Raw genomic sequence first — 25,687 nt, 5'->3', positions numbered from 1 at the left:
ACCCTCAGCCGGCGTCGAGGGCGTAGAACTCCTGCAACTTGGCCTGAAGCAGTGCCTTGTCCGGCAGCTGGGTCTGGTACTCGGCGACCAGCGCCGGGCTCAGGCTGCGGTTGAGGGCATACTCGACCACTTCGTCATGCTGGCTGGCACACAGCAGCACACCGATGCTCGGGTTCTCGTGGGGTTTGCGCACCGTGCGGTCCAAGGCCTCGAGGTAGAAATTCAACTTGCCCAGGTGCTCGGGCTCGAAGCGTCCCACCTTGAGCTCTACCGCCACCAGGCAGTTGAGGCCCCGGTGGAACAACAGCAGGTCGAGGGCGAAGTCGCGTCCACCGACTTGCAACGGGTACTCGGCGCCGACGAAGCAGAAATCGCGGCCCAGTTCGATGAGAAAACGCTGCAGGCGCTGCAACAGGCCTCTGTGCAGGTCGGCCTCGGCGTGGGTGTCCGGCAGGTCGAGGAACTCGAGCAAGTAGGTATCGCGGAACACCGACAGTGCCTGCGGGTGAGCGTCGGCCAGGGAGGCAGAGGCCTTGACCGGATCGGTGACGCTGCGCTCGAACAGGGCGGTGCGCATCTGGCGTTCGAGTTCGCGCTTGGACCACCGCTCGCGAATCGCCAGCCGCACGTAGAACTCGCGCTCTTCCACACGCTTGCTCTGGCTGAGGATGATCATGTTGTGGGTCCAAGGCAGTTGTCTCACCAGTGGCGAGACAACTTCGTCATGACGGTAGGCCTCATAGAATTGGCGCATCCGAAACAGGTTCGGTCGGGTAAACCCGCGCAACCCCGGCTGCGTCCGCGCCAGGTGCGCGGCCAACTGAGTGACCACCGCATCGCCCCATTCGGCGCTCTCGATCTTGCGGCTGATGTAAGCACCGACCTGCCAATACAGCTCGATCAAGTGCGTGTTGACCGCCTGCAGGCAGCGCTGGCGCGCGCCGTGAATCAGGGTCACCACTTCGGCGAAGCGGTCTTCGCCCTGACCTTGCGGTGAAGTGTTTTCGGGCGTGTTGCGGGGTGTGGACATGGGCGCACTCCTGGCAGGAAGGTAAGCCAGGAAGCCTATCCAAGGGCGCCGCTCAATCGCTGTCGGACCGCTCCGAGTGGGCTGTGGTAAACGACAGAGGGGCGCCCGGTAAAGGCGCCCCTCTTCACATCGAGTTACACGCGCGGCTTTCAGCCCATCGAGCCCGCCACGACCTTGCGCGCATGCCCACGGGTGGTGACGATGCCCAGGAACGAGATCAGGATCGCCAGGCTCAGGGTCGCGCTGACTTCGGCACGGTGTTCCTCGGTGAACATCATCACCGCCAGCGCGCAACTGATGAACACGATCACGCCCCAGGTCAGCCAGGGGAACAGCCACATGCGGAACTTGAGTTCGGTGCTTTCGCGCTCCAGGCGACGGCGCATGCGCAGTTGCGAGATGGCGATGACCAGGTACACCAGCAAGGCGATGGCGCCGGAGCTGGCCAGCAGGAACTCGAACACGCCTTTGGGGGCGAAATAGTTCAGCACGGCGATGGCGGCGCCGATCAGCGTACTGCCGAACACCGCGGCACGCGGCACACCCACTTTCGAGGTGTGCTTGAGCAGGGCCGGCGCGTCGCCGCGCTTGGCCAGCGAGTACATCATGCGCGAGGCGATGTAGATCGACGAGTTCATGCAACTGGTCACCGCCACCAGCACCACCATGTCGACCATGAAGGCGGCGTTGGGGATGTTCATGATTTCCAGCGCGCGCTGGTAGGAACCCACCACGGCCAACTGCGGATCATTCCACGGCACCACCGAGATGATCACGAAGATCGACAGGATGTAGAAGGTGCTGATCCGCCAGATCACCGAACGGGTGGCCTTGGCGATGTTGCGCGACGGGTCGCTGGACTCGGACGCGGCGATGGTCACCGCCTCGGTGCCGATGAAGCTGAACATCACGGTGATGAACGCACCGATCACCGCCGACCAGCCGTTGGGGGCGAAGCCGCCGTGTTGCGCCACCAACGTGCTCAGGCCACTGACTTCGCGGTTGGGCAGCCACCCCATCAGCGCGGCGAAGCCCAGGCCGATGAAGCCGAGGATCGCGGTGACCTTGAGAATGGCGAACCAGAATTCGAACTCGCCGTACTTGGCGACGCTGAACAGGTTGGTGCACGCCAGCAGCAGCACCGAGGCCAGGGCGAAGATCCAGCTGTCTACCTGCGGGAACCAGGCGTTGAGCACGTGCCCGGCGGCGAGCGCTTCGATGGGAATGACCAGCACCCAGAACCACCAGTACAGCCAGCCGATGGTGTAGCCGGCCCAGCGGCCAATGGCCTGGTCGGCGTAGGTGGAAAACGAGCCGGTGTCGGGATGGGCGACAGCCATCTCGCCGAGCATGCGCATCACCAGCACGACCAAGGTGCCGGCAACGAAATAGGAAAGGATGGTAGCGGGGCCGGCGGCCGCGATGGCGTGTCCGGAGCCGACGAAAAGTCCTGCACCAATGATGCCTGCGATGGACAGCATCGTTACATGACGTGGCTTGAAACCTTGAGCAAGGTTGCCATCAGTACCCACGGTGTTCATTGATATTGTTCTCTTTTTGCTGACACAAGTAAGGACGGGCAGGCGTAGGCGGAAACGATCTCCTTTTAAAACAATGAATTGCACGCAGTCCACGTGATGTTGTTGAGGTTGTTCACGGGTTGACGGACTGCGGCGTCGAAGTGGGCTTCATTCAAACAGTGCGGGTGCCGGGCTAATTGTTCGAGAGCGCCGCGAAGGTGTTCGATCACGACACCGTTTATCCGTGCACGCCACCGAGGGGGGCGCCGATGGCGGTGCGGGGTATGTCGGTGGCAGCAGGCTCACCCGCGAGCGGGCGCCGCCTGCGTCAGGACTCAGCGCAGCGCCCGGTCCACCAGCACTTGCAGGCGGCCACGCGAGCATTGCTCGACCCGCGCCTCGACGCCGTACACCTGCGCCAGCAAGTCCGGCGCCAACACCTGGGCCGGAGTGCCGCAGGCCACCACCCGGCCTTTCTCCAGCATCACCAGGCAATCGGCATGGCTGGCCGCCAGGTTGATGTCGTGCAGCACCGCCACCGCCAGCAGGCGATGGCGCACGACGCGCTCGCGCACCGCATCCATCACCCGCAGTTGGTAGTGCAGGTCCAACGCGCTGGTGGGCTCGTCGAGCAGCAGCACCTGGGGGTTGCGCGCCAGCAATTGGGCCAGGGCCACCAACTGGCGCTGGCCGCCGGACAGGCTGTCGAGCCCCTGCTCGGCCAGGTGCTCGATACCGAGTTGGCGCAGCGCCTCATACGCCGTGCCCAGCACGTCCTGCGCCGCGCCCACGCGCAGGGCGGCGACGATGCTCTCCAATACGCCCAAGGCCAACCCCGGCGGCAACTGCTGGGGCATGTAGGCCAGGCGCCGGGCGCGCTCGGCGAACGGCAGGCGGGTGACGTTCTCGCCGTCGAGATGCACGGCGCCCTGCATCCGCTCCAGCCCGGCCAAGGCGCGGAGCAAGGTGGACTTGCCGGCGCCGTTGGGCCCGACCAGCGCCACCAGGCTGCCGGCCGGCAGTTCCGGCAGGCTCAGGCCCTGGATGATCGAACGTCGGCCATAGGCCACCGAGACGTCGTCGATACGCAGACTCACAGTCGCCTCCCGCGCTTGAACACCAGCGCCACGAACACTGGCACACCGACCAGCGCGGTGACGATGCCGACCGGCACGATCACCCCCGGCAGGATCAGCTTGCTGGCGATCGACGACAGCGACAGCAGCAGCGCCCCGACCAGGGCGCTGGCCGGCAACAGGAAGCGCTGGTCCTCGCCCACCAGCAAGCGCGCGATGTGCGGGCCGACCAGGCCGATGAAACCGATGGTGCCGACGAAGGCCACGGCGGTCGCCGACAGCAGGCTGATGCGCAGCAGCGAGGCCACACGCAAGCGTCGGGTATCCACACCGAAGCTGCGCGCGCGGTCCTCGCCCATGCGCAGCAAGGTCATGGCCGACGCGCTGCGCAAGGAAAACGGCACGACCAGCGCCAGCACCGCAGCGAGGATGCCAAGCTTCTGCCAGTTGGCCCGGGCCAGGCTGCCGAGGGTCCAGAACACCAGTTGCTGCAACACGTCCTCGGTGGCCAGCAGTTGCAGCAACGACACCAGCGCGTTGCAACTGAACACCAAGGCGATGCCGAATAGCACCAGGCTTTCGACCCCCGCGCCGCGCAGCCGCGACATGCCCTGCAACAGCAGCACCGACAGGCACGCGAAGACGAACGCCATCACCGTCACCTGGGCGCTGGGCGAAAGCCAGGCCACGCTCAGCGGGTAGGCGATGGCCAGCGAGGCGCCGAGCGCGGCGGCCGACGACACGCCCAAGGTGAACGGGCTGGCCAGGGGGTTGTCGAGGATCGCCTGCATTTCGGCGCCGGCCAGCGCCAGGGCCGCGCCCACCAGCACCGCCATCAGCGCATAGGGCAGGCGCACGTTCCAGATGATCACCCGCTCGGTGGCGCTCAGCGTGCTCGGGTCGAACACCCCGTGCAGCAATTGCCCCAGGCCCATGCCCGAGGCGCCGCTGGCCAGGTCACCGAGCACCGACAGCAGCAACAGCACGGCCAGGCCGCCGACCAGCGCGGTACGCCGCCACAACAGGCGTCGATACTGCCAGGCCGCCTGTTCGACGCCTGGCAGCGCCTGGGCCTGGGCCTGGGCCGTCACTGGGCGTCGATCCAATAGTGGCCGTCCAGGCCGACTTCGAGCATCCGGTTGATCTGGCCCATGGTCGCCTGCGGGTCCAGGTCCTTGAAACGCTCGGGGTGAATCCAGCGGGCCATGGCTTCGATGGCCAGGATGTTGAACGGCGAGTTGTAGAAGTCATGCCACAGGCCATGGGCCTGGCCCTCGCGGATCGGCCGCAGCGGCGCGAATTCGGGGCGCGCGGTGATCTTCGCCAGGCTCTGGCGTGCGCTGTCGGCGCTTACGCCAGCCCCGAGCAGCACGCCTGGAGCACGGTTGCCGGTGGCGATGTAGACGTCCGGGTCGGCCTTGAGCACGTATTCGACGCTGACATCGCCCAGCGCGCCGGGCACCACGTCGGCGGCGATGTTATGCCCACCGACCGCCTCGACCACGCTGCCCAGGCCGCTCTTGCCCGTGGTATGGCCCGGCGCCTGCCAGACACCGGCCAGCAGTTCGAGGAACACCTTGGGCCGCTGGCTGGGCTCGAGCCCCGCCAGCGCATCGGTGACTCGCTTGAGGTGACTGTCGTAGAAGCTCAGGTACTGCTGCGCTTGCTGCTCGCGGCCGAGCAAAGTGCCCAGCGCTTGCAGGCTGACCCGGGTGTTCTCGATCGGGTGCACGCGGAAATCGATGAACAGCACGGGAATGCCCGCCTGCTCCAGCAGGTCGGCCACCGGGCTGTGCTGGGTCGGGCCTTCGCCGGCGATGCTGAAGATCGCCAGGTCCGGCTTGAGCGCCAGGATCTGCTCGGCGCTGACGCTCTGCTCCGAGGCCTGGCCGATCAGCGGCAGCTTGGCCACCTGTGGATAACGCTTGGCGTAGACCTCATAGGTGTGCGGGTCGAGCAGGCGCATGTCGTTCTGCCAACCGACCACACGCTGGAACGGGTTGTCGCGGTCGAGCAGGGCCAGGGCGAAGAACAGCCGGCCCTCGCCGAGGACGATACGTTGCGGCGCGTGGTCCATCTCGACCTTGCGTCCGAGCACGTCGGTGACTTGGGTGGCGCTGGCGGTCTGGGCGATGCCCAGTCCGGCCGCGAGGAAGACCACGAGCGGCAGCAACTGCCGCGCGCGACGGAGAATGGCGGACATGCGAGGGCTCCTGCGACTGCGGATGCGTGACAGAGAATCGGTCTCATTCAAGCCGCGCATTCTAGTCGCCGCCATGCCCTGAGCAGCGTGTCGGAATGTAATGGAATGTCATGCGCTAGCGCGGTGACTGTGAGGCCGTACCACCCCATGCTCCAGGGGTTTATGCGGACATTGCGCAAGCCAACTGTCTCTCACCTACCACCGACCCGCGGTCTTGCTCAACTTCTTAGGGGCCGCTCCCACAAAACCGCGCTGGACGCTGGAGATCATGCGCTGCAGATGAACAGCAAGCGCATGTTCACGCGGTGTCGCATACTGGGCCAAAGAGATGAGGCGAGCGCAATCTCGGCGCAAGCTGCCGTCAGTCCAACATCGCCTTCAAGGCCCGGCAATCCGCAGCGTGCCAGTCGGCCAGGCCCGGCCAAGGGTTGTCCGCCAGGTTCACCAGGACCGTGCCGGCACCGGCGGCGCGACCGCAATCCAGGTCGTGGCGGTGATCGCCGACCATCAGCAATTGCGTGGGGGCCACGCCCCAGGCCTTGGCGATGTGCAGCAGGCCTTCGGGTTCGGGTTTGGGCGCTGCTTCGTCGCGACCCAGCACCTGCTCGACGGGGAAACAGTCGGCCAAGCCAATCACCTGCAAGGTGATATGCGCCAGCTCGCGGGCATTGCGGGTGAGGATCGCCAGGCGACAGCCCCGCGCCGCCAACTCGCGCACCAACTCCACGGCGCCGCTGGCAGCGGTCGAGGTCAGCGCCAGTTCGCGCTCATGCTCCAGCAGCCAGGCGTGCTTGGCGGCCGCCTCGGCCGGCGGCAGCGCGGCGAGATGGCCCAGGATGTCGTCCTCGGGCGGAATCTGCAGCGTGCGGCGGATGGCGGCGAAATCGTGCACCGCCACGGTGAGGGTGCCGTCCATGTCGAACACCCAATGGCGCGCCTCGTGCAGCTTCATGCCCAGTCCTTGCGGTGGCGGATCAGGCCTTCCTGGGTGGTCGAAGCCACCAGTTGCCCGGCGCGGTTGAAGATGCTGCCGCGGCTGAAGCCGCGGGCGTTGCCGGCCCAAGGGCTGTCGGTGGCGTACAGCAGCCACTCGTCGGCGCGCAGGTCGCGGTGGAACCACAGCGCGTGGTCGAGGCTGGCGATCTGCATGTCCTTCTGCCACACCGAGCGGCCATGGGGCAGCAGCGCAGTGGTCAGCAGGCCGAAGTCCGAGGCATAGGCCAGCAGGTACTTGTGCAGCGCCGGCGTGTCGGCCAGGTTGCCGTCGGCGCGGAACCAGGCGTACTTCACCGGATCGCCGGGCTTGGGGTCGAACGGGTCACGCTCGGTGACCGGACGGATCTCGATGGGCTTGGCGCACAGCACCTTGTCGCGGATGCGCTCGGGCAGCTTGTCGGCCATGGCCTGGGCCAGTTCCACTTCGCTGGGCAGGTTTTCCGGCCCGACCACCTCGGGCATCGTCGCCTGGTGCTCGAAACCGCCCTCGTCGTACTGGAACGAGGCGCTGCAGGTAAAGATCGGATTGCCCTTCTGGATCGCCGTGACCCGGCGCGTGCTGAAGCTGCCACCGTCGCGCACCCGGTCCACCGAGTACACCACCGGCATGCTGGCGTCGCCCGGGCGCAGGAAGTAGCCGTGCAGCGAATGCACGTGGCGGGCGTCCTCGACCGTCTGGCTGGCCGCCGACAGCGACTGGCCCAGCACCTGGCCGCCATACAGCTGGCGGAAGCCCAGGTCCTGGCTGCGACCTCGGAACAGGTTTTCTTCGATGGGTTCGAGGCTCAACAGGTCGACCAGGTCGTCCAGTACGTGGCTCATCGGCGATGTCTCCTACGGCATTGCGGCAATCGATTGAATGGCGCGAATCATACAGAATTTGTCAGCGCCGCCGCGCGCAAGTGCCGTTCAGCCGCGCACGCTGCGTTCCCAGTGCGCACGGTCCATGCGATAGAGCACGTGCGGGCGCAGCGGATGGCCCTCGGGCAGACGCGGGTGCTCGAAGCGGCCCGCTTCGTCCTCACGCATGCCGATGGCCTGCATCACTTTCTGCGACGGCACATTGTCCTGGCTGGTGAAGGCCACCACCTCGTCCAGACGCAACTGCGCGAACGCGCAGCGCAGGCAGGTCCACGCCGCCTCGCTGGCGAAGCCCTGCCCCCAGTGGCGCCGGGCCAGGCGCCAACTGATTTCCACGGCCGGTGCGAAGGGCGCTTCGAAATTGACGTTGAGCAGCCCGGTCAGGCCGATGAACGCGCCGCTGTCCATGCGCTCCAGGGCCCAGAGGCCGTAGCCGTATTCGCTGAAATGCCCGCGAATGCGACCGATCAGCGCGGCGCATTCCAGGCGCGTCAAGGGCGCTGGAAAGTAGCGCATCACCTGCGGGTCGGCGCACATCTCGGCGAAGGCCGGCAGATCGTCGTCGTGCCACTGGCGCAGGTTCAGGCGTGCGCTTTCGAGGGTGAGGATGGGGGTCATGGACGGGGCTCCGGCTGGCACTGGGCTGCAGTCTACAGCGTAGGCAATGGATGAAGATTTCCTCATGTGCCGGGGCCAATGGATTTTTCACAACGGCTTCACCGGGCTCCCACAGATCCGTTCGCACAATTGCCCCATACCCACCGCCGCTCTGTTCGCGGCCCTTTCCTGCCGGAGCCCGCGCATGCTGTCGAGCGACACCCTCAGCCCCTTGGTCATGCCCACGCGCCGTACGTGGCAGCGCCTGCCGCGCATGACCCTGGCCCTGGGCCTGGCACTGCTGTTAACCGCCGCATCGGCACTGCTGTGGGCGTCGACGAGGACCACCATCGTGAACCTGGGCAACGAACGACACTTGAACGCCAGTGGCCTGCTGCAGCAGTGGGCCGAAGGTGCGGTCATCGTGATGATCCGCCATGCCGAGCGCTGCGACAGCGCGCCCGGCCCATGCCTGGACGACGCCACCGGCATCACCGTGGCCGGCAGCCAGGCCGCCAGCCGCGTCGGCGAAGGCCTGCAGCACCTGGGCCTGGCGGGCGCCGACCTGCTCAGCAGCCCGAAACTGCGCACCCGCCAGACCGCGCACTTCATCGTCGGCGACACGGTCACCAGCGAGGACTGGCTCGAAGGCTGCAACGCCCACTTCACCGAACAGGCCCTGGCGCACAAACGCAGCGGTCACAACCTGGTGCTCATCACCCATGACGGCTGCGTCGATCATTTCCAGCGCTCGCTGAGCGTCGCGCCCGGTCAACGCGACAGCGCCTACGCCAGTGCCCTGTTCGTCTCGGTCGATGGCAACGGCAAGGCACGGATTCTCGGGCGCATGAACGAGCCGGACTGGCAGCGGGTGCTGGCCACGCGGCAGCGCTGAGCGCTCTTCTTGCGCCGCATCGCCGGGGACAGGCAAGATCAGCGCTGCCTTTCGCCGCGACCCTCGCCATGTCCCTGCCCCTGATCTACCACGACGACTACAGCCCGGAATTCCCGCCCGAGCACCGCTTCCCAATGGACAAGTTCCGCCTGCTGCGCGACCACCTGGTCGCCAGCGGCCTGACCCAGGACGAGGCGCTGCTGCGCCCGGCCATCTGCCCCGATGACATCCTCGCCCTGGCCCACGACCGCGCCTACATCGACCGCTACATGAGCGGCGAGCTGTCGCGCGAAGACCAGCGCCGGCTCGGCCTGCCCTGGAGCGAGGCGCTGGCCCGGCGGACCGTGCGGGCCGTCGGCGGCTCGCTGCTCACCGCCGAAATGGCGCTGCAACAGGGTATCGCCTGCCACCTGGCCGGCGGCACCCACCACGCTCACTACGACCATCCGGCCGGTTTCTGCATCTTCAACGACCTGGCGGTGATCAGCCGCTATCTGCTCGAAGCCGGGCGCGTCCAGCGGGTACTGATCTTCGACTGCGACGTGCACCAGGGCGACGGCACCGCGCGCATCCTCGAGGACACCCCGGACGCCATCACCGTCTCGCTGCACTGCGAGCAGAACTTCCCGGCGCGCAAGGCGCGCAGCGACTGGGACATCCCGCTGCCACGCGGCATGGGCGATGCGGCCTACCTGCAGGTGGTGGACGATGCGCTCAACTACTTGTTGCCGCTGTATCAGCCTGACCTGGTGCTGTACGACGCCGGCGTCGATGTCCACCAGGACGATGCCCTTGGCTACCTGCAACTGACCGATGCCGGGGTTGCCGCGCGCGACGAGGCGGTGCTGCGTCATTGCCTGGGCCGCGACATTCCAGTGGCTGGGGTGATCGGCGGCGGCTACAGCAAGGACCGCGAGGCCTTGGCCCGTCGTCACGGCATTCTCCACCACAGCGCAGCGCGGGTGCTGGGTTACGCACAATGACTGTGGAACCGCCTGTGGATAACCTGAGCGAAAGCCGCTACAGCCCTTTAACTGCCTGATCTGCAAGCATCTGATCATTTTTTGTACAGTGCCTGCGCACCCAGCGCTGGGGTAGAATGCCGGCTCTTTTCCACAGCCGCCTGCCGCCATGACCGACTCTTGCCCCGCTCGCCCTCCCCTCGTCGCCGTGATCGGTGCCGGCCCCGCCGGCCTCATGGCCGCCGAGGCGCTGGCCCAGGCGGGTGTGACGGTGGAGGTGTTCGACGCCATGCCCTCGGTCGGCCGCAAGTTCCTGCTGGCCGGCGTCGGCGGCATGAACATCACCCACTCGGAGCCCTACCCCGCCTTTGTCGGTCGCTACGGCGAGCGCCGCGACGCACTCGATGCGCTGCTGCGCGACTTCGACGGGCAGGCGCTACGCCAGTGGATTCACGGCCTGGGCATCGAGACCTTCGTCGGCACCTCGGGCCGGGTGTTTCCCACCGACATGAAGGCCGCGCCACTGCTGCGCGCCTGGCTCAAGCGCCTGCGCGAAGCCGGCGTGGTTATCCACACCCGGCACCGCTGGCTGGGCTGGACTGCCGAAGGGGCGCTGCGCATTGGTTATCCACAGGGCGAACGGCACGTGCACGCCCAAGCGGTGGTGCTGGCCCTGGGCGGCGGCAGTTGGGCGCGCCTGGGCTCGGACGGCGCCTGGGTGCCCGTGCTGGCCGAGCGCGCTGTGGATATCTCGCCACTGCGCCCGAGCAACTGCGGGTTCGAGGTCGAGGGCTGGAGCGAGGTGCTCAAGGCCAGGTTCGCTGGGGCGCCGCTGAAGAACATCGCCCTGAGCGTGCCGGGCAGCGTGCCGCGCAAGGGCGAGTTCATCCTCACGGCACAAGGGGTCGAGGGCAGCCTGGTGTACGCCTGGTCGGCGCCGCTGCGCGCCAGCCTGGAACGCGAAGGTCGCGCCACGTTGTTGCTCGACCTGCTGCCGGACCGGCCTGTGGACAAGATCGCCCAGGCCCTGGCCAAGCCGCGCGGTTCGCGGTCCATGGCCCGGCACCTGCAAGGGCAATTGGGCATCGACGGGGTGAAGGCTGCGCTGCTGCGCGAACTGACCGACCCAGCGACCTTCGCCGATCCGCAGCGCTTGGCCGAAGCGATCAAGGCGTTGCCCATCGAGTTGCTGCGCACACGGCCACTGGACGAAGCGATCAGCAGTGCCGGCGGGGTGTGCTTCGAGGCACTCGACGACGGCTTGATGCTCAAGGCACTGCCGGGCGTGTTCTGCGCCGGCGAGATGCTGGACTGGGAAGCGCCGACCGGCGGCTACCTACTCACCGCCTGCTTCGCCAGCGGCCTGCGCGCCGGACGGGCTGCGGCGCAGTGGGTCGCTGAACGCCAGCCCGCCTCGACTACCCCATGACACCCCACCTGCCGTGCAGCCTCGTCTCGCGGTCGGCCTTGCGCCACTAGGGTTTGCGCTTACGCGGTCCGCCATTGAAACTCGGCACCTTGCGTACCGGCTTGACCGTCGGCGCAGCGTCCTCGGCGCTGTCCATCCACTTGCCCAAGCCGCGCTTGGCGCTATTCTCCTTGGGCTTCTTGGGTTTCTTCGGCTTCTTCAGTACCTGGCCGCTGGCATCGGTCATCGGCACCCGGTGATCGGGGATGAAATCCGCCTCTTCATGGCGCGGCAAGGTCTGGCGGATCAAGGTTTCGATGGCCGACAGCAGTTGCACTTCATCGGCGCACACCAGCGAGATCGCCTCGCCCTTGTTGCCGGCGCGACCGGTGCGGCCAATTCGGTGCACATAGTCCTCGGCAACGATCGGCAGATCGAGGTTGACCACCAACGGCAGGTCGTCGATGTCCAGACCGCGCGCCGCCACGTCGGTGGCCACCAGCACCTGGATCTCGCGCGCCTTGAAGGTATCCAGCGCGCGCTGGCGGGTGGCCTGGGGACGGTCGCCATGGATGCCGTCGGCCTTGATGCCGTCGGCGAGCAAGCGCTCGACCAGTTGATCGACACCGTTGCGCGTCTTGGCGAACACCAGCACCTGGCTCCAGCGCTGCTTGTGCAGCAGGTGGCAGAACAGGTCGGTCTTGCGCTTCTTGTCCACCGGCACCAGCCACTGCTTGACCGTGGTGGCGGCGGCATTGCGCGGGCTCACTTCGATACTCAGCGGATCGCTCAGCGCCAACCCGGCGAGCAGGCGGATCTGCTCGGAGAAGGTGGCCGAGAACAGCAGGGTCTGGCGCTTGCGCGGCAGCGCGGCGTACACCGCCTGCAATTCTTCGGCGAAACCCAGGTCGAGCATGCGGTCGGCTTCGTCGAGTACCAACATTTGCACCTGAGCGAATTTCAGGGCGTTCTGGCGGAACAGGTCGAGCAGCCGGCCGGGAGTGGCCACCAGCAGGTCGACACCGCGGCGCAGGCGCATCATCTGCGGGTTGATGCTGACACCGCCATACACGGCATAGGTGCTCAGCGGCAGTTGCTCGGCATACTCGCGGATGTTGGCGTGGACCTGCTCGGCCAGCTCGCGGGTGGGCACCAGCACCAGGGCGCGGATCGAGTTGCTGTCCACCTTGCCGCCCTCCAGCGCCAGGCGTTGCAACACGGGCAGGGCGAAGCCGGCGGTCTTGCCGGTGCCGGTCTGGGCGGCGGCCATCAGGTCGCGGCCGGCCAGCACGGCGGGAATGGCCTGGGCCTGGACCGGCGTTGGGGTGGAATAGCCCAACTGCTCCAGGGTGCGCAGCAGCGGTTCGATCAGGCCGAGTTTGGCGAAAGTCATGGGTGTACCGTCAGAGGGGGTTCAGCGAAGGCGGCAGTTTACCGCAAGCCTGCCTTCGCTGTGGCCTTGCGCTGCTCACGCCACCTGACGCGGCGCCCGTCGCCACTGCGGCAGGCCGATCAGCACCACCGCGCCGACGATCACGCCCATGGCCAAGGCTTCCTCTGCACCGATCCGCTCGCCGGCGAAAGCGATGCCCAGCAGCACCGCCACCACCGGGTTGACGTAGGCATAGCTGGTGGCGGCCGCCGGGCGCACGTGCTTGAGCAGATACATATAGGAACTGAACGCCACGATCGAACCGAACACCACCAGATACGCCAGCGCACCCCAGCCCGCCGCGCTCGGCATCTGCGTCAGGCGCTCGCCGCTGAGGACGCTGCCCAGCAGCAAGGCGCCGCCACCGACCAGCATTTCCGCCGCGCTGGCCATGGCGCCCTGGGGCAGCGGCAGGGTCTTGCTCCACACCGAACCGAAGGCCCAGGCAGCGGCAGCGAAGATCAGCAGCGCCGCGCCCATGGGACTGGCCTGCAGGTTCGAGCCCAGGTTGAGCAGCGCGATGCCGGCCAGCCCAAGCAGAATGCCCGCCCACTCCAGGCGCGAGTTGCGGTGGCCGAACCCCAGGCCGAACAGCAGGGTGAACAGCGGCACCGTGGCCACTGCCAGGGCGGCAACGCCCGAAGCGACACCGGCGTGCTCGGCCAGGGTCACGCCGCCGTTGCCGCAACTGAGCAGCAGAAAGCCGATGGCGCCGGCCGAGCGCCACTGCGGCCAAGTCGGTGCCGGCACGCCGCGCCAACGCAGGAAGCCATACAGCAGGCTGCCGGCAATGACGAAGCGCACCCCCGCCATCAACATCGGCGGCCAGGATTCGACACCGATGCGGATGGCCAGGTAGGTGGAACCCCAGACCAGGTACAGCGCCGTGAAGGCGCCCAGGAGCAACCAGGGAAAGCGACGGGAGGCGGGCATGATAAAAGACTCGAAATCCGTTTACGGGTGTCTTAGTTTAGAAAGGCGCCTGGGCAAACATAAGTTACAAAACAGGTTTAATCAGGCATGACACTTTTCAATCAACGGTAATTGCACGGATTTACCGTCGATTGCCTGAACGAGGCTCCGATGGACAAGTACGACCGCATGCTGCTCGCCGCCCTGCTCGAGGACGGCCGCGCCTCCTACGCCCAACTCGCCCGCCAGGTCAACCTGTCACCCCCGGCCGTGGCCGAACGGGTGGCCAAGCTCGAGGCCAGCGGCGTGATCACCGGCTACACCGCCAAGGTCGATCTGGAAAAGATCGGCCTGCCGATCCAGTGCGTCATCGAGCTGCGCCTGAACAGCCATGGCAACCAGCAGGCCTACGACGCCCTCACGCGTATTCCCCAGCTCACCGAATGCCATCGGGTCACGGGTGACCCCTGCGTGATCATGCAGGCGGCGGTGGCGTCGATGCCCGAGCTCGAAGCGCTGATCAATCAGGTATCGCAACTGGGTTTCAGCAAGACCGCGATCATCTTGTCCAGCGCCGTGGAACGGCGGGTGCCGCTGGATCACCTGAAACCTGACGCGATGAGATCCACCACACATTCCACTAAGCGTTGAAGGGCGCATCAGTCAACGTAACAATGCCTCCAGACGCTGACAGCCCTCTTTATGTCGCTTTCAAGCGCTGTGTGCAATGGCGGGATTGCCGAGGGGCAGCAACGATCCCACGTCGTCACGAACGTTGCGCACCTTCAGGCAGCGACCGCCCACGGCAGGTCGAAGTCGCGTTGGACGGTTGGGGAGCGATGAGCAGGGCCTGCGAGCAGAGGCTGCAGGCCATGGGTCGCCTTCAGTGGCCCACATCGCCGTGACTCAACCCGCATCGAAACACTATGACCAAACGAAGTATCTATACACTTCGGCTACTAACTTTCCACTGTGTAGGCTCTTTCCGACACTCAAATGAACGCCTACTTTCGCCTCAGCCCCTCGCTTGTAGATATAACAAAACGTTCACTGGAATTCCGACCAGCGGAGTCTCTCCACTGCAATCAATTGAGCTCATTGATTTTTATCAGGTGTTGATTATCACATTTGCACGCGGCCTTGCTGCATCCGCTTGACTGGACACTTGCACCGGGGGCGTTTCGAACTAGCCTAGTGAACCTGACCCGTCCTAGAAGACCAGTTAAAACACATGCATTGGATAATTAATCTACCCCCCTCACAACTCTGATCTCGGTGACGCCAGAACATCGATCCCACGACCACTGGTCGAATGGAATTCAAAGGGCGGTGAGTTCGAGCGATGAGTTCTAATTGTCGAACATGGAGAGTCGAACGATGAATGCACCCGTAGCATCCACCTCTACACACCGGGCCCTTGGGCTTCCCCACACCATGCAAGCGCACACGATAAGACCGGAGCGCTATGGCCCACCGCTGAAAGCGTTCGCCCTGGAACGTGTGACCCTTCCTCCGGTGGGAGACGATGAGTGCCTGGTAAAGGTCATGGCTGCAGGCGTCAATCACAATGGCATCTGGGCAGCACAGGGCCATCCGGTCGATGTCGTCGCACTGCAGGGTGGCGGTGGGGAGCAGCAGGGATTTCATATTGCGGGATCGGACGCCTCCGGGATCGTCGTCGCCATCGGGGAGCATGTAACCGACGTCCAGATTGGGGACGAAGTGGTCATGCATTGCGGTTGGTGGGATGAGGATGCGGTCGATGACCAGATCATGGACAGGTCTGCAAAGATATGGGGGTATGAAGTCAACTTCGGCGCGTTCGCCGAATATACCCGCGTCAAGCAAACAGCGTTGCTGCCAAAGCCCAAACATCTCTCTTGGGAGGAAGCGGCCTCCTACATGCTCTGTGGAGCGACTGCCTATCGAATGTTGTATGGATTCGCACCCCATACCCTGAAGCCAGGGGACGTGGTTCTCATCTGGGGCGGTAGCGGGGGTATGGGAACGATGGCTACCCAGTTGGTACGGGCGGCAGGCGGCATTGCAATCGTAGTGGTCAGCAGCGAGGAAAAAGCTGCGTACTGCATGGAGAACGGCGCGCACGGAACGATCAATCGCCGCGACTACAAGCACTGGGGGCCCCTCGATGACCTGCAAGATAGCGCGCTCTACCATGACTGGATGATGGAAGCTCGGCGCTTCCAAAAAGAAATATGGCGCTTGGTGGGTGCACGTAAAAACCCATCGATCGTGATCGAACATCCCGGCGAAGATACGTTCCCAACATCAAATTTCGTTTGCGCACCCGGCGGCATGGTCGTGATATGTGCCGGCACCAGTGGTTACAGGGGCACGTTCGATATCCGCTACCAGTGGATGAGGCAAAAGCGACTTCAAGGTTCGCACTTCGCCAATAGAAAACAGTGCGAGGCATTCAACGCCTTGGTTGAACAGAAAACAATAAGACCCTGTTTGACTCGAACTTTCGAATTCCACGAACTTGCCCAGGCGCATCAACTCATGTTTGAGAATCGCGACCCCATGGGCAACATGGCCATTCGTATTGGCGCCGGTAATGGAGCATGAGCCATGGACTTTATCGAGCGGTTCATCGACATTGCACGTGCTCATCCTGAGCGTATTGCCGTTACCCAGACTGATCATTCATTGTCGTATCGGCAACTGTACCGCCGCGCTGCGGCACTGGCGCTCACCCTGCAAGCAGCCACCACCGGCCCGCTTATTGGCTTGATGATGGCAAAAAATATCAACTACATCGTCGCGCTGCTGGCGGTGCACATCTCGGGACGAACGGCCGTTGCGCTGGACCGCGGGTATCCCATCGAGCGTCAAAAACAGCTGGCCGATGCCGTTGACCTGGCGCTCTGCATTGTGGATCGACACGTCACCGAACCTCTCGACTTGGTGCGTGCTGGGACGGTCTTGCTCGACCTGAGCGAAGTCCACCCCGGCACCGAGCCGTCCGAGCCCACGGGAGTCAACGAACGTCAGGAGGCTGCTGCCTACATAGTCTTTACCTCGGGCACGACCGGACGCCCCAAGCCGGTCATGGTGCCCTACCGCTCGTTGAGCGCACTGATCGCCGGCATGATCCAACCCGATACCGCACAGGGCTGCACGCTTTTCTATGCCGCGCAGGGCTTCGACGTATCTTTTCAGGAGATCTACAGCACGCTGTGTTGCGGCCACACCCTTCATTTGATTGAAGACGATATCAAGAAAGACCTGCACATCCTCTATCGCACTCTGCACGACAGGCAGGTCACCCGGCTGTTCCTGCCCACTTCCATGCTCATCCCTTTCACGATGTTTGATCGCAATGGCGCCTTTGACCTACCGCGGCTGACACAGATCCTGGTGGCAGGTGAACAGTTGAGGATCAATCCCGCAGTACGTAGATGGTTCCAGGAGCACCCAACCTGCCGGCTGATCAATCATTACGGGCCATCGGAAACTCACGTCGTGATGGAACACGTGCTCGAGCAGCCACCCAAGCAATGGCCCGATCTCCCTCCCCTCGGAGACGTGCTGCCTTGCAGCCGGGCCTGTGTACTGAACGAGGACCTGCAGCCGGTAGCGCCAGGCGCGTGCGGTCGTCTGTACATCGCCGGTAGATCACTGGCTCTGGGGTACTACGGCATGGCGCAGCAGACAGCCGACAGGTTCATCCATGATCCTGTATCCGGTGAGCGGATGTATGACACGGGCGATATTTGCTATCAGGACAGCAACGGCCTCTATCACTATAAAGGGCGTCACGACCGTCAGCATAAAGTGCGAGGGCATCGCGTCGAACTCAAGGAAATCGAGGTGGTGGTGTCCGACTCGGGCCTTGTTACGGACTGCCTGGTCGTTGCGCGCGAGTCGGGGGCCACGACGGTGTTGATCCTCTACTACACCACACACGCAGCGGATCAAGACGTCACCCTCGCTCTGCACACGCACTTGGCCGCGCAATTGCCTGAGTACATGCTGCCCTCTTTCTATCAGCGGATAGCCGCCATTCCGCTCAACCATAACGGCAAAGCCGATCCGCAACGTTTACCTCGACTCGGTAGCGCACGCGATCAACTCCCAGGGCATTACGAGCCCCCGCACGGCCCCATGGAAATTCAGTTGTGCGCAATCGCCGCCTCCTGCCTCGGACTGGACAAGGTCGGCGCACTCGACAATTTCATGGACCTGGGCGCCAGTTCAATCACTTTGCTGTTGCTCATGGCGGAGTTGCGTCATGCGCTGGGTCGCGATCTGCGTCTGACAGACCTGTATGAATTCCCCTGCGCACGCCATCTCTGCGCGCACTTGGCCCGTCCTCACAGCGTCACACCGCCGCCCGATAGACCGTTGCCGGTCAGTGATCGCAGGCAGCGCTGTGCTGCCATGGCAACTCTATCGGCCAAGAGGAGGCACTGAAGATGAGCGAGCTCAATGACCAACAGTCGGGATTCGAAGACACCGCGATCGCCATCGTCGGCATGGCATGCCGCTTCCCGGGTGCCAATTCGGTGCATCAATACTGGCAGAATCTCCTGAATGGCGTGGAAAGCATCGAGGTTTCCCAAGATCAGGCAGGCAGAATTCACGCCAAGGCGCAGATCACGCACATCGAGTGCTTTGATCACGAATTTTTCGGCTTCAGCCTCAAAGAGGCGATGTTGTTGGATCCGCAACAGCGGGTGTTGCTCGAATGTGCGTGGGAAGCGATGGAAGATGCCGCGCTACATGGCCGAACAGCAGCCACTGGGGTGTTCTGCGGTGCGGGTCCAAGTTCGTATTTCATTAACAATGTCTATGGCTTGCAAGCACACGACAGTGCATGCGCCCTGTACCAGTCCTCTGAAGCGCTCGCCCGCTTCATGGCCACTGACAAGGAATTCCTTGCCAGCAGAATTGCCTACAAACTCGATTGCCGTGGGCCGGCGGTGAATGTTCAGGCCGCATGCGCAACCTCTTTATTTGGCGTCCAGGCTGCCGTACAGGCCCTGCTTCTAGGCGAATGCGAAAGCGCGGTGGTCGGCGCCAGTGCTATCTCGGTACCTCAGACGATTCCTTACTTCTTCGAGCCTGGGATGCCGTTCAGCTCGGACGGTCACTGCCGTCCGTTCGACGCCCAGGCCAGCGGCACCATCTTTGGTTCCGGGGCGGCGGTCATCGTGCTCAAGCGACTGAGCGACGCGCTTGCCCAAGGCGATGAGATTCATGCGCTCATTCGGGGTATTGCAACCAACAATGACGGTGCTCACCGGGCAGGCATGTCGGCGCCATCCGTGGCAGGCCAGACTCAAGTGGTGAGTGAAGCGTTGAGTCTTGCAGAGAGCTCGCCGGAGCGCATCCACTACATCGAGGCCCACGGCACCGCCACGCCCATTGGCGACCCGATTGAAGTCAAAGCCTTGGCCAACGTCTTCGCTGAACGCTCCAGGCAGTCACTCTGCTATCTGGGCAGCGTCAAGGGCAACATCGGCCACTTGGGATGGGCAGCAGGCATGGCAGGACTGATCAAAGGGATCATGATCGCCAAGTACCGCAAGATTCCGGCGACGCTCCACCTACACACTTACAATCCAGAACTGCACATCGAAGACACGCCATTTGAAGTCAACCGGAACACGATTGACCTTGATGTCGATCGTGTCCAGATCGGCGTCAGCAGCTTCGGCTTGGGTGGCAACAACGCCCATTTGATCCTGGAAACGGCGCCTACGCACGCTCATGCCCCAGCAGTGCCCGCGCTCCCGGCAGGTCTCGTTCCTCTGTCAGCACGCTCCCCGCAAGCCCTACGTGAATTGATAGCGCAATACAGGGAGTTTCTACATACCCAGCCGGATGAGGCCTACGCCACATTCGTGGCCAACCTGTGGCAACGGCGCACGCACTTTGACCATCGCGCTTGCCTGGTCGCTACCGACCGCTCACAAGCCATGCAAGGCCTGCAAGACCTGCAGGACATGCCACTGCCCATCAGGCACTCGCAGCCGGTTCGAGTCGCTTTGATGTTCTCGGGCCAGGGCGGCGAACATCGGGGCATGGCGCGCGCGCTGTATGAGCGAGAGCCCGTTTTCCGCCAGGCAGTGGATGAGTTCGACGCGATCTGCAGCACGACGTTCGCGGCACGGGCAGCGCAATTACTGTTCGATGACCACTTCAGTGGCGCGCTCGAAACGGATATCTCTCGCTCCCAGCCTTTGATCTTCATTGTGCAAGTGGCGATGGCGCGCTTGCTCCTGAGCAACCTTCATGCACCTGACGCGTTACTGGGGCACAGCCTGGGAGAATATGCTGCGGCCTGCATCGCAGGCGTCTTCACCCCTGAGCAAGGCTTCATGATCGTCACCGAGCGCAGCCGTCTACTGCATTCGATCGGCGAGCAGGGCGCCATGCTGATGATCGCAACGGACCAGGAACAAGTCATCGGGCTGATGCAAGCGTGTGGCGTCAACGCATCCATCGCGGCAACCAATACGCAGGCCAACACCGTAGTATCGGGAAGCGTTGCCGACATCGAGACCCTGATGCGACATGCTGATGCCTGCGCAGTCACCCACCAGCGCCTGAACATCAGCAGGCCGGGACATTCGGCGCTCCTGGAGCCCTTGCTGGAACAGTTCGAGGCATTCGTCTCGCAGTTCGAACTGGCCTCCCCTTCCATGCCGCTGATCTCGGGCCTGACCGGAACAATGGCAGACAGCACGGTGGCCCAGGCCGCTTACTGGCGTCGCCAACTGCGCGAGACCGTCAACTGGCAGAGCGCTTACGCCTGCGCCGTGGAGCGAGGGTGTACCCATTTCGTCGAGGTCGGCGTATCCAGTGCCTTGTCTGCGATGGCAGTCGGGCAATCCCCTTCAGAGGTCATCGTTCTTCCAATGACTCGCAAGGGGCGCGCTAGCGATCAGCAGTACCTCGCGGTGCTCGCACGGCTCTACAGCGATGGCGCCCAACTCAGCAGTTCGCTGGCACCGTCGCCCCACTTGCTCGAAGGATTGCCAAGTTATCCATTTCAACGGGTGCGCTGCTGGATCGAAAGCAACGTCCCTGAGGCGAGCACACCAAGCCTTTACAAAACCACTTGGCATCCACTTTCCTGGGAAAATGCTCAATCGATCAGCTCGCCCCCCACGAACGTGTTGTTGCTCACCCCAGATTCGAATTCCAGATACGGCTCAGCACTGCAACGGGCTTTCGGCCACGTCTGGGCTGTGGACTCGGCCCCCTGGATAGGGGCTGCCCAAGGATCCGATCACTGCGCGCCTGCCGCAATCGACACGCTTTGGCGAGAGTACCCGGAAGGATTCGACTGCGTTTACGCAGACCTCACTCATCTGCCGACAGACGAGCCAGACGCGGCAGTCGCGGTGTGTGCCTATCTTCTGGACCTCGTGCGTAGCCTGACGCGAACGTACGCACAACTGCCTCGGCTTTGTGCGATCTGTGCAAGTCCGGCCGCAATGGCCCATCCCGATCATCCCTCAGCACTCGCCACCAGCGTGGCCGCCTTGTTCCGCACTGTCATGATCGAATGTCCACAACTGCGGGCGTGCGTGGTGCATTTCGTCCAGCCTTCGCCTGCGCAACCGGATGATGAAAACGAGTGGAGGGTGTTACGGCAGGTGCTGCACAGCGATGAAACGCTGGTGCACTGTAGCGACGGCACTGCTCAGGTCCCGCGCCTGGAGGCAGCGCACCTCGAGCAGACACCCATGAAGTTCGACAACGGCATAACGTATCTACTGCTGGGCGGCGGCGGAGGGATTGGCAGACATTTGATACAGCGTCTTGTGGACGATCATGTCAGCGCTATTCATGTGATTGGACGATCCCTGCGGCCGGCAGATGAACTGCAGGCAATCATGCGTTGCCATCCTCAGGTCCACTACCACTGTATGGATACCAGCAGTAAACAAGGGCGCGAAGAATGTCGTGCCTGGGCCAGCAGCGCTCGCCTGGGCAAGCTGTGCCTGTTCAATCTGGCGGTGGATCTGCAAGACAAGTTGTACGAAGACGTCAGCTTCGAGGATCTGCGACGGGCATTCGCAGCCAAGTGCACAGCCATCCTCACGCTGTGCACTGTGCTTGCCGAACGAGGCTTGCAGATCCAGTGGGTGATCAACTTCTCCTCCGCTACTGCGTTGCTGGGCAATGGCGGACAAGCGGCCTACGGGGCTGCCAGCGCCTTCCTCGACGCATTGCCAACCCAGTGCTTTGGCACCGCAGCCAACGTCTCCACCATCAACTGGGGCGTTTGGCTCGACGCCGGAGCACTACGCGATCAGCCTCAACGTCAACACATCTTGCAAGCCGGCGGACTGCTGGGGCACTCGAGCGCCCAAGGCATCGATTACTTGAGTCAACTGATGGCACAACCGCCTGGCAACAGCGCATTCATGAAGTTGGACATAGAGCAGCTCGCTGCTCGCTCGCCCGCATGCGCCAGGTTGCTTGAGCAGTTGCCCCCCTCAGCCCAGGCCAGCGCGATCTCGACCCCGGATTCTCTCACCCTGGCTGAAAGGCTCGGTACCTGTCACGACGAGCGAGCCAGGCGCTCGGAGCTCGAGCCGTGGCTGATGAAAACCGTGGACAACCTGGTAGGACTGAACGCCTCTACACAACGCAGCTTCCAGGACATCAGCCAGGCGACGCTGGCCGAGTTGGGTTTTGACTCACTGGCGAAGGTGCAATTGCGCAATGCGCTCACCACGCAGTTGGGTATTGATTACAGCATCAAGCAACTGCAGCAGATCGCCAATATGGACGCGCTCGCGCAGGTGGTCGCAACCTTGACCGGGACCGAAAAATGGCGGGCGCCCGGCGCTCGACCGCAGTCACTGGATAGCGTGGAAACAGGGGAGCCCCCCGTGTCGATCCAGCAGGTTCGCTGGCTTTCGCTGATCGCCAAAGGGTACGGCCTGCGGGTCATTCCCTATCGAATTCATGCGCCGCTTCAGCGCGAGCATTGCTATGCGGCCTTGTCTCAAGTGCTGGACGAAGAGCCGCTGCTGCGCACCTTTTTCCCGCAAGGTAGACCACAGATCCGCTCGACCCACGAAGTACTTGACAGCTTCGACGCGCTTTTCGTGGACCTGCGAGATGTCGCCGATCCAGCCCAGCAGCTTGGTGAGCAGGTGCGCGCAATGGCTCGCACGCTACCCCAGCCGCAGGTGAACGTGACCTGGGCACTGCGTTTCATTGACGTGGGAGAACCCTTTTTCATCGCGCTGCTAGGTGTGCAGCACCTGGAGTTCGATGGCAAATCGCTGACGCTGATGCTCGAGCGATTCGCCCATTGCCTGCACGCCTTCATGCGAGATCAAACGCCACGCGCACGCGCAGAGGGCCTGCGCTACGCCGACTACGCCAGAAGGCAGGCCCAGTACCAGAGCACTTGGGCGGAAGATGCCGCCTTCTTCCGGGGGCTGTTCAACGCCTTCGAGGGTCCCACAGCACTGCCTGACCACCCAGGGTTCACCTCGACGACGGTGGCGCCTTCGAGCCGATACAGTATTGAATTGCCATCGGCCAATCGGCGCCTGGCGACCTTGGCGGGCGAATACGGTTTCAGCGTATTCAATGCGGTCTTGTATGCCTACGCCTCCACCATGGCGCACGTGTTGCGGTGCGACAAGCTGATGATCAGCACGATCAATAGCGGCCGCGGTCTCGAGGAGTTCAACGATGTCATTGGCCCCTTCACTTCGCCTTGGCCCATTCCAATTACGGTGCATCACCAGTGGCTTGATGGCATAGGGATGGTCGCACGCACGATCAACGCCATGCAGGACTATCCGTTGATGCACCCAAGTATGCTGATTGATGTTGTCCCAGCATTCGCGGGTATGGCACTGGATACCTACTTCTCCGATCTGGGCATCAACTTCCTCAACTATCGGCACACGGTCCCGGCGCCAGATCAGGTGCGTGTGGAAGGTGTAGAAATTCTCGGACCCATCTCAGACCGTCTATTGGCCCAAGCGAATATAGAAGACATGCAGCGTGTCCCTGGCCTGCACTTGGTAGTCGAGATACTTGACGACGACCTGCGCTTGAATTTCTGGCATCACAGTCAGCGCTTCAGCCACAAGCAGGTAGAAGGGTGGGCACAGTTGATGAGCCAGAAGCTCGATGCCCTACTCCAACTGAAGGAGCGTGACGTGTGAGCCAGGACCGTATTTCATTGCTGTGTTTTTCCTACGCGGGAGGTAGCGCGAGTTTCTACGCACGCTGGCAACGTCTACTACCGATGGCCCAGGTCATACCTGTGGACTTGCCGCCACGGGGCCAGTCGCCCGGGGCCCTTGCGTTCAACAGCCGTGAAGCCACGATCACGTATCTGCTCGAACAGGTGCAAAGCCGCTGCCGCGGCCGGTTTGCGTTGTTCGGGCATAGTCTTGGCGGTCGGCTCGCCTTTGAGCTGCTCGTCAGTCTTGAGCAGCGTCTTGAACTGCGCGCAGAGGCACTGTTCGTCAGTGGCTGCCTGGCACCCGAGCGCTTCGCCGTTGCCATGGGCGCCTATGAACGTGATCTGAGCGATCAGCGCCTGCTGCAGGTTCTCCAGGACTTGGGCGGTACGCCGCCAGAACTGATGAGCAACCCTGAACTCATGCAACAGGCTCTGCCGGTCATACGCGCAGATTTTCAGCTGGCCATCGACCTCTCCAGATGCCCGCCTGCGCAGGTATCGGCGCCCGTTCATCTCATACTGGGCGATAACGACCCGGTGACCGATCAGCAGCCCGATTACTCGGGCTGGGCGCGTCAAACGTTGGGCAGGTGCCAATTGACGACGGTCGCAGGCGATCACTTCTTCATCCGTACGAACTTCGCAGCCGTAGCTGAGACGGTGGCACGAACGCTTCGTGAGGTCACCGCACATGCCTATTGAACTGCCCGCTCACCAGTACCCAGCGCGTTGCTCGACGATTCAGGACATTCATCAGTGCATGCTCACGCTGTCACGAACGGGGCCAGGTTGCGCTTATCGATGGTGCATCCTCGACTGGCAGACAGGCTCGCGCTTCGAACAGGCCGCCGATGCGCCATGCCCTGCCTCGAGTACCCGCAAACTGTTCATCCTCATTGCGGTACTGCGCGAAATCGAAACCGGTAACTGGCGGCTCGACGACCGGCTTTGGCTCCTTCCGCAGGCGGCTGGCCAGCAGACGTGCGGGGCATTATGGCTACTGGACGAACCCCGCGCGTTCACCATTGCGGAGTTGCTCAAATGCATGATGGCCCTGAGCGACAACGTAGCCACGTTCCATCTCGTGCGTCGGCTCGGCCTGCAGCGGCTCAATGCGTTTTCAAAGACGTTGCAGTTGCAGCACACCCATCATGTCGGTGCCGTCCCCAACCCGCTGCTCGATGCAGACCATCCCCTGGAAGCGGTGAATACCACCACCGCTTCGGACTTGGTGAAAGCCCTGGAGTTGATGGTGCAGGGCGTTCAAGGCACCGGCAGGGGCCCCACATTCATTGCCCAAGAACTGTGTGAATTCGGCTTGGCGTGCATGCGTGGGCAACAAGACACCACGGCAATCCGAAGTTGGCTCGACGAGGCCAGTCACGTAGGTGATAAACACGGCATTGGTTATCGCAACTACAACAACGTGGGTTACTTCATGCGCCAAGGTCAGGTGAAGGTGATCGTTTCGGTCATTGTTGACGACCTGAACCACGTCGCTCCCACCACATGCGCCTTTGCCCACGCCAGGGACTTCATTGGGCTGTTTTCACGCCTGCTCGATGACTACTGCACACTTCAGCATGATTAACGGAGC

19 protein-coding genes are annotated in these 25,687 nt (G+C 63.4%); 9 read left to right on the top strand and 10 right to left on the bottom strand.

All coding sequences use genetic code 11. The features are described 5' to 3' along the window. Nucleotides 1–4: 4 nt before the first annotated feature. The 8 genes from Q7C30_RS02435 to Q7C30_RS02400 all read right to left on the bottom strand — a co-directional run bounded on the left by Q7C30_RS02435 (nt 5) and on the right by Q7C30_RS02400 (nt 8,304). Entirely contained in the window at nt 5–1,030 is a 1,026-nt protein-coding gene (locus tag Q7C30_RS02435) for a PDDEXK nuclease domain-containing protein (RefSeq protein ID WP_317870537.1), read from the bottom strand. Between the two features lie 149 nt (nt 1,031–1,179). Further along, nucleotides 1,180–2,571, bottom strand: a complete 1,392-nt coding sequence (gabP, locus tag Q7C30_RS02430; RefSeq protein WP_029614685.1) for a GABA permease — start codon at nt 2,569–2,571, stop codon at nt 1,180–1,182. A gap of 314 nt (nt 2,572–2,885) precedes the next feature. Continuing rightward, nucleotides 2,886–3,647, bottom strand: coding sequence for an ABC transporter ATP-binding protein (locus Q7C30_RS02425; RefSeq protein ID WP_317870536.1), 762 nt, complete (start codon nt 3,645–3,647; stop codon nt 2,886–2,888). Next, complete coding sequence (locus tag Q7C30_RS02420; RefSeq protein ID WP_317870564.1) at nt 3,644–4,717, bottom strand: iron ABC transporter permease; 1,074 nt, start codon at nt 4,715–4,717, stop codon at nt 3,644–3,646. Before Q7C30_RS02420 ends, Q7C30_RS02425 begins: the two co-directional genes overlap by 4 nt. Further along, nucleotides 4,714–5,829, bottom strand: a complete 1,116-nt coding sequence (locus tag Q7C30_RS02415) for an ABC transporter substrate-binding protein (protein WP_116889294.1) — start codon at nt 5,827–5,829, stop codon at nt 4,714–4,716. The genes Q7C30_RS02420 and Q7C30_RS02415 overlap by 4 nt, the downstream gene beginning before the upstream one ends. A gap of 361 nt (nt 5,830–6,190) precedes the next feature. Then, nucleotides 6,191–6,781, bottom strand: a complete 591-nt coding sequence (locus Q7C30_RS02410) for an HAD family hydrolase (protein WP_317870535.1) — start codon at nt 6,779–6,781, stop codon at nt 6,191–6,193. Beyond that, nucleotides 6,778–7,647, bottom strand: a complete 870-nt coding sequence (tesB, locus tag Q7C30_RS02405) for an acyl-CoA thioesterase II (protein ID WP_317870534.1) — start codon at nt 7,645–7,647, stop codon at nt 6,778–6,780. Before tesB ends, Q7C30_RS02410 begins: the two co-directional genes overlap by 4 nt. An 87-nt stretch (nt 7,648–7,734) precedes the next feature. Then, nucleotides 7,735–8,304, bottom strand: coding sequence for a GNAT family N-acetyltransferase (locus Q7C30_RS02400; RefSeq protein WP_295488472.1), 570 nt, complete (start codon nt 8,302–8,304; stop codon nt 7,735–7,737). A gap of 184 nt (nt 8,305–8,488) precedes the next feature. Between Q7C30_RS02400 and Q7C30_RS02395 the strand changes: the two genes are divergently transcribed. The 3 genes from Q7C30_RS02395 to Q7C30_RS02385 all read left to right on the top strand — a co-directional run bounded on the left by Q7C30_RS02395 (nt 8,489) and on the right by Q7C30_RS02385 (nt 11,569). Continuing rightward, a complete protein-coding gene (locus tag Q7C30_RS02395) occupies nt 8,489–9,178 on the top strand; it encodes a histidine phosphatase family protein (protein ID WP_317870533.1) in 690 nt (229 codons plus the stop codon). 68 nt (nt 9,179–9,246) lie between these two features. After that, the gene (locus tag Q7C30_RS02390) at nt 9,247–10,161 is read left to right on the top strand and encodes a histone deacetylase (protein ID WP_295488478.1); all 915 of its coding nucleotides are present in this window, start codon (nt 9,247–9,249) and stop codon (nt 10,159–10,161) included. Nucleotides 10,162–10,309: 148 nt separating this feature from the next. Then, a complete protein-coding gene (locus Q7C30_RS02385) occupies nt 10,310–11,569 on the top strand; it encodes a TIGR03862 family flavoprotein (RefSeq protein ID WP_317870532.1) in 1,260 nt (419 codons plus the stop codon). A 46-nt stretch (nt 11,570–11,615) separates the two neighbouring features. On the opposite strand, the gene Q7C30_RS02380 is transcribed toward Q7C30_RS02385, so the two are convergent. Then, the gene (locus tag Q7C30_RS02380; RefSeq protein ID WP_317870531.1) at nt 11,616–12,941 is read right to left on the bottom strand and encodes a DEAD/DEAH box helicase; all 1,326 of its coding nucleotides are present in this window, start codon (nt 12,939–12,941) and stop codon (nt 11,616–11,618) included. Nucleotides 12,942–13,016: 75 nt separating this feature from the next. After that, nucleotides 13,017–13,913: a drug/metabolite exporter YedA gene (yedA, locus tag Q7C30_RS02375; RefSeq protein ID WP_317870529.1), complete on the bottom strand. Its 897-nt coding sequence runs from the start codon at nt 13,911–13,913 to the stop codon at nt 13,017–13,019. A gap of 150 nt (nt 13,914–14,063) precedes the next feature. Here yedA and Q7C30_RS02370 point away from each other — a divergent pair, with 150 nt between their 5' ends. From Q7C30_RS02370 to Q7C30_RS02345, 6 genes are all read left to right on the top strand, one after another. Then, on the top strand, nt 14,064–14,543 hold the full coding sequence (locus tag Q7C30_RS02370; RefSeq protein WP_039580461.1) for an Lrp/AsnC family transcriptional regulator: 480 nt from the start codon (nt 14,064–14,066) through the stop codon (nt 14,541–14,543). A gap of 711 nt (nt 14,544–15,254) precedes the next feature. Next, nucleotides 15,255–16,481, top strand: a complete 1,227-nt coding sequence (gene ccrA, locus Q7C30_RS02365) for a crotonyl-CoA carboxylase/reductase (protein WP_317870563.1) — start codon at nt 15,255–15,257, stop codon at nt 16,479–16,481. 3 nt (nt 16,482–16,484) lie between these two features. Beyond that, entirely contained in the window at nt 16,485–18,329 is a 1,845-nt protein-coding gene (locus Q7C30_RS02360; RefSeq protein ID WP_317870526.1) for a non-ribosomal peptide synthetase, read from the top strand. A 2-nt stretch (nt 18,330–18,331) separates the two neighbouring features. Continuing rightward, nucleotides 18,332–24,067 (top strand): SDR family NAD(P)-dependent oxidoreductase, encoded by a 5,736-nt coding sequence (locus tag Q7C30_RS02355; protein WP_317870525.1) that lies wholly within the window; start codon nt 18,332–18,334, stop codon nt 24,065–24,067. Further along, on the top strand, nt 24,064–24,792 hold the full coding sequence (locus Q7C30_RS02350) for an alpha/beta fold hydrolase (protein ID WP_317870523.1): 729 nt from the start codon (nt 24,064–24,066) through the stop codon (nt 24,790–24,792). Before Q7C30_RS02355 ends, Q7C30_RS02350 begins: the two co-directional genes overlap by 4 nt. Beyond that, nucleotides 24,782–25,681 (top strand): serine hydrolase, encoded by a 900-nt coding sequence (locus Q7C30_RS02345; protein WP_116889308.1) that lies wholly within the window; start codon nt 24,782–24,784, stop codon nt 25,679–25,681. Before Q7C30_RS02350 ends, Q7C30_RS02345 begins: the two co-directional genes overlap by 11 nt. Nucleotides 25,682–25,687: the final 6 nt, after the last annotated feature.

The sequence above is a fragment of the Pseudomonas sp. RAC1 genome, from assembly GCF_030658255.1.
GTDB classification, from domain to species: domain Bacteria; phylum Pseudomonadota; class Gammaproteobacteria; order Pseudomonadales; family Pseudomonadaceae; genus Aquipseudomonas; species Aquipseudomonas boreofloridensis.
The sequence above is the reverse complement of the archived record's forward strand: the minus strand, read 5'-3'. Positions and strand labels throughout refer to the sequence as shown.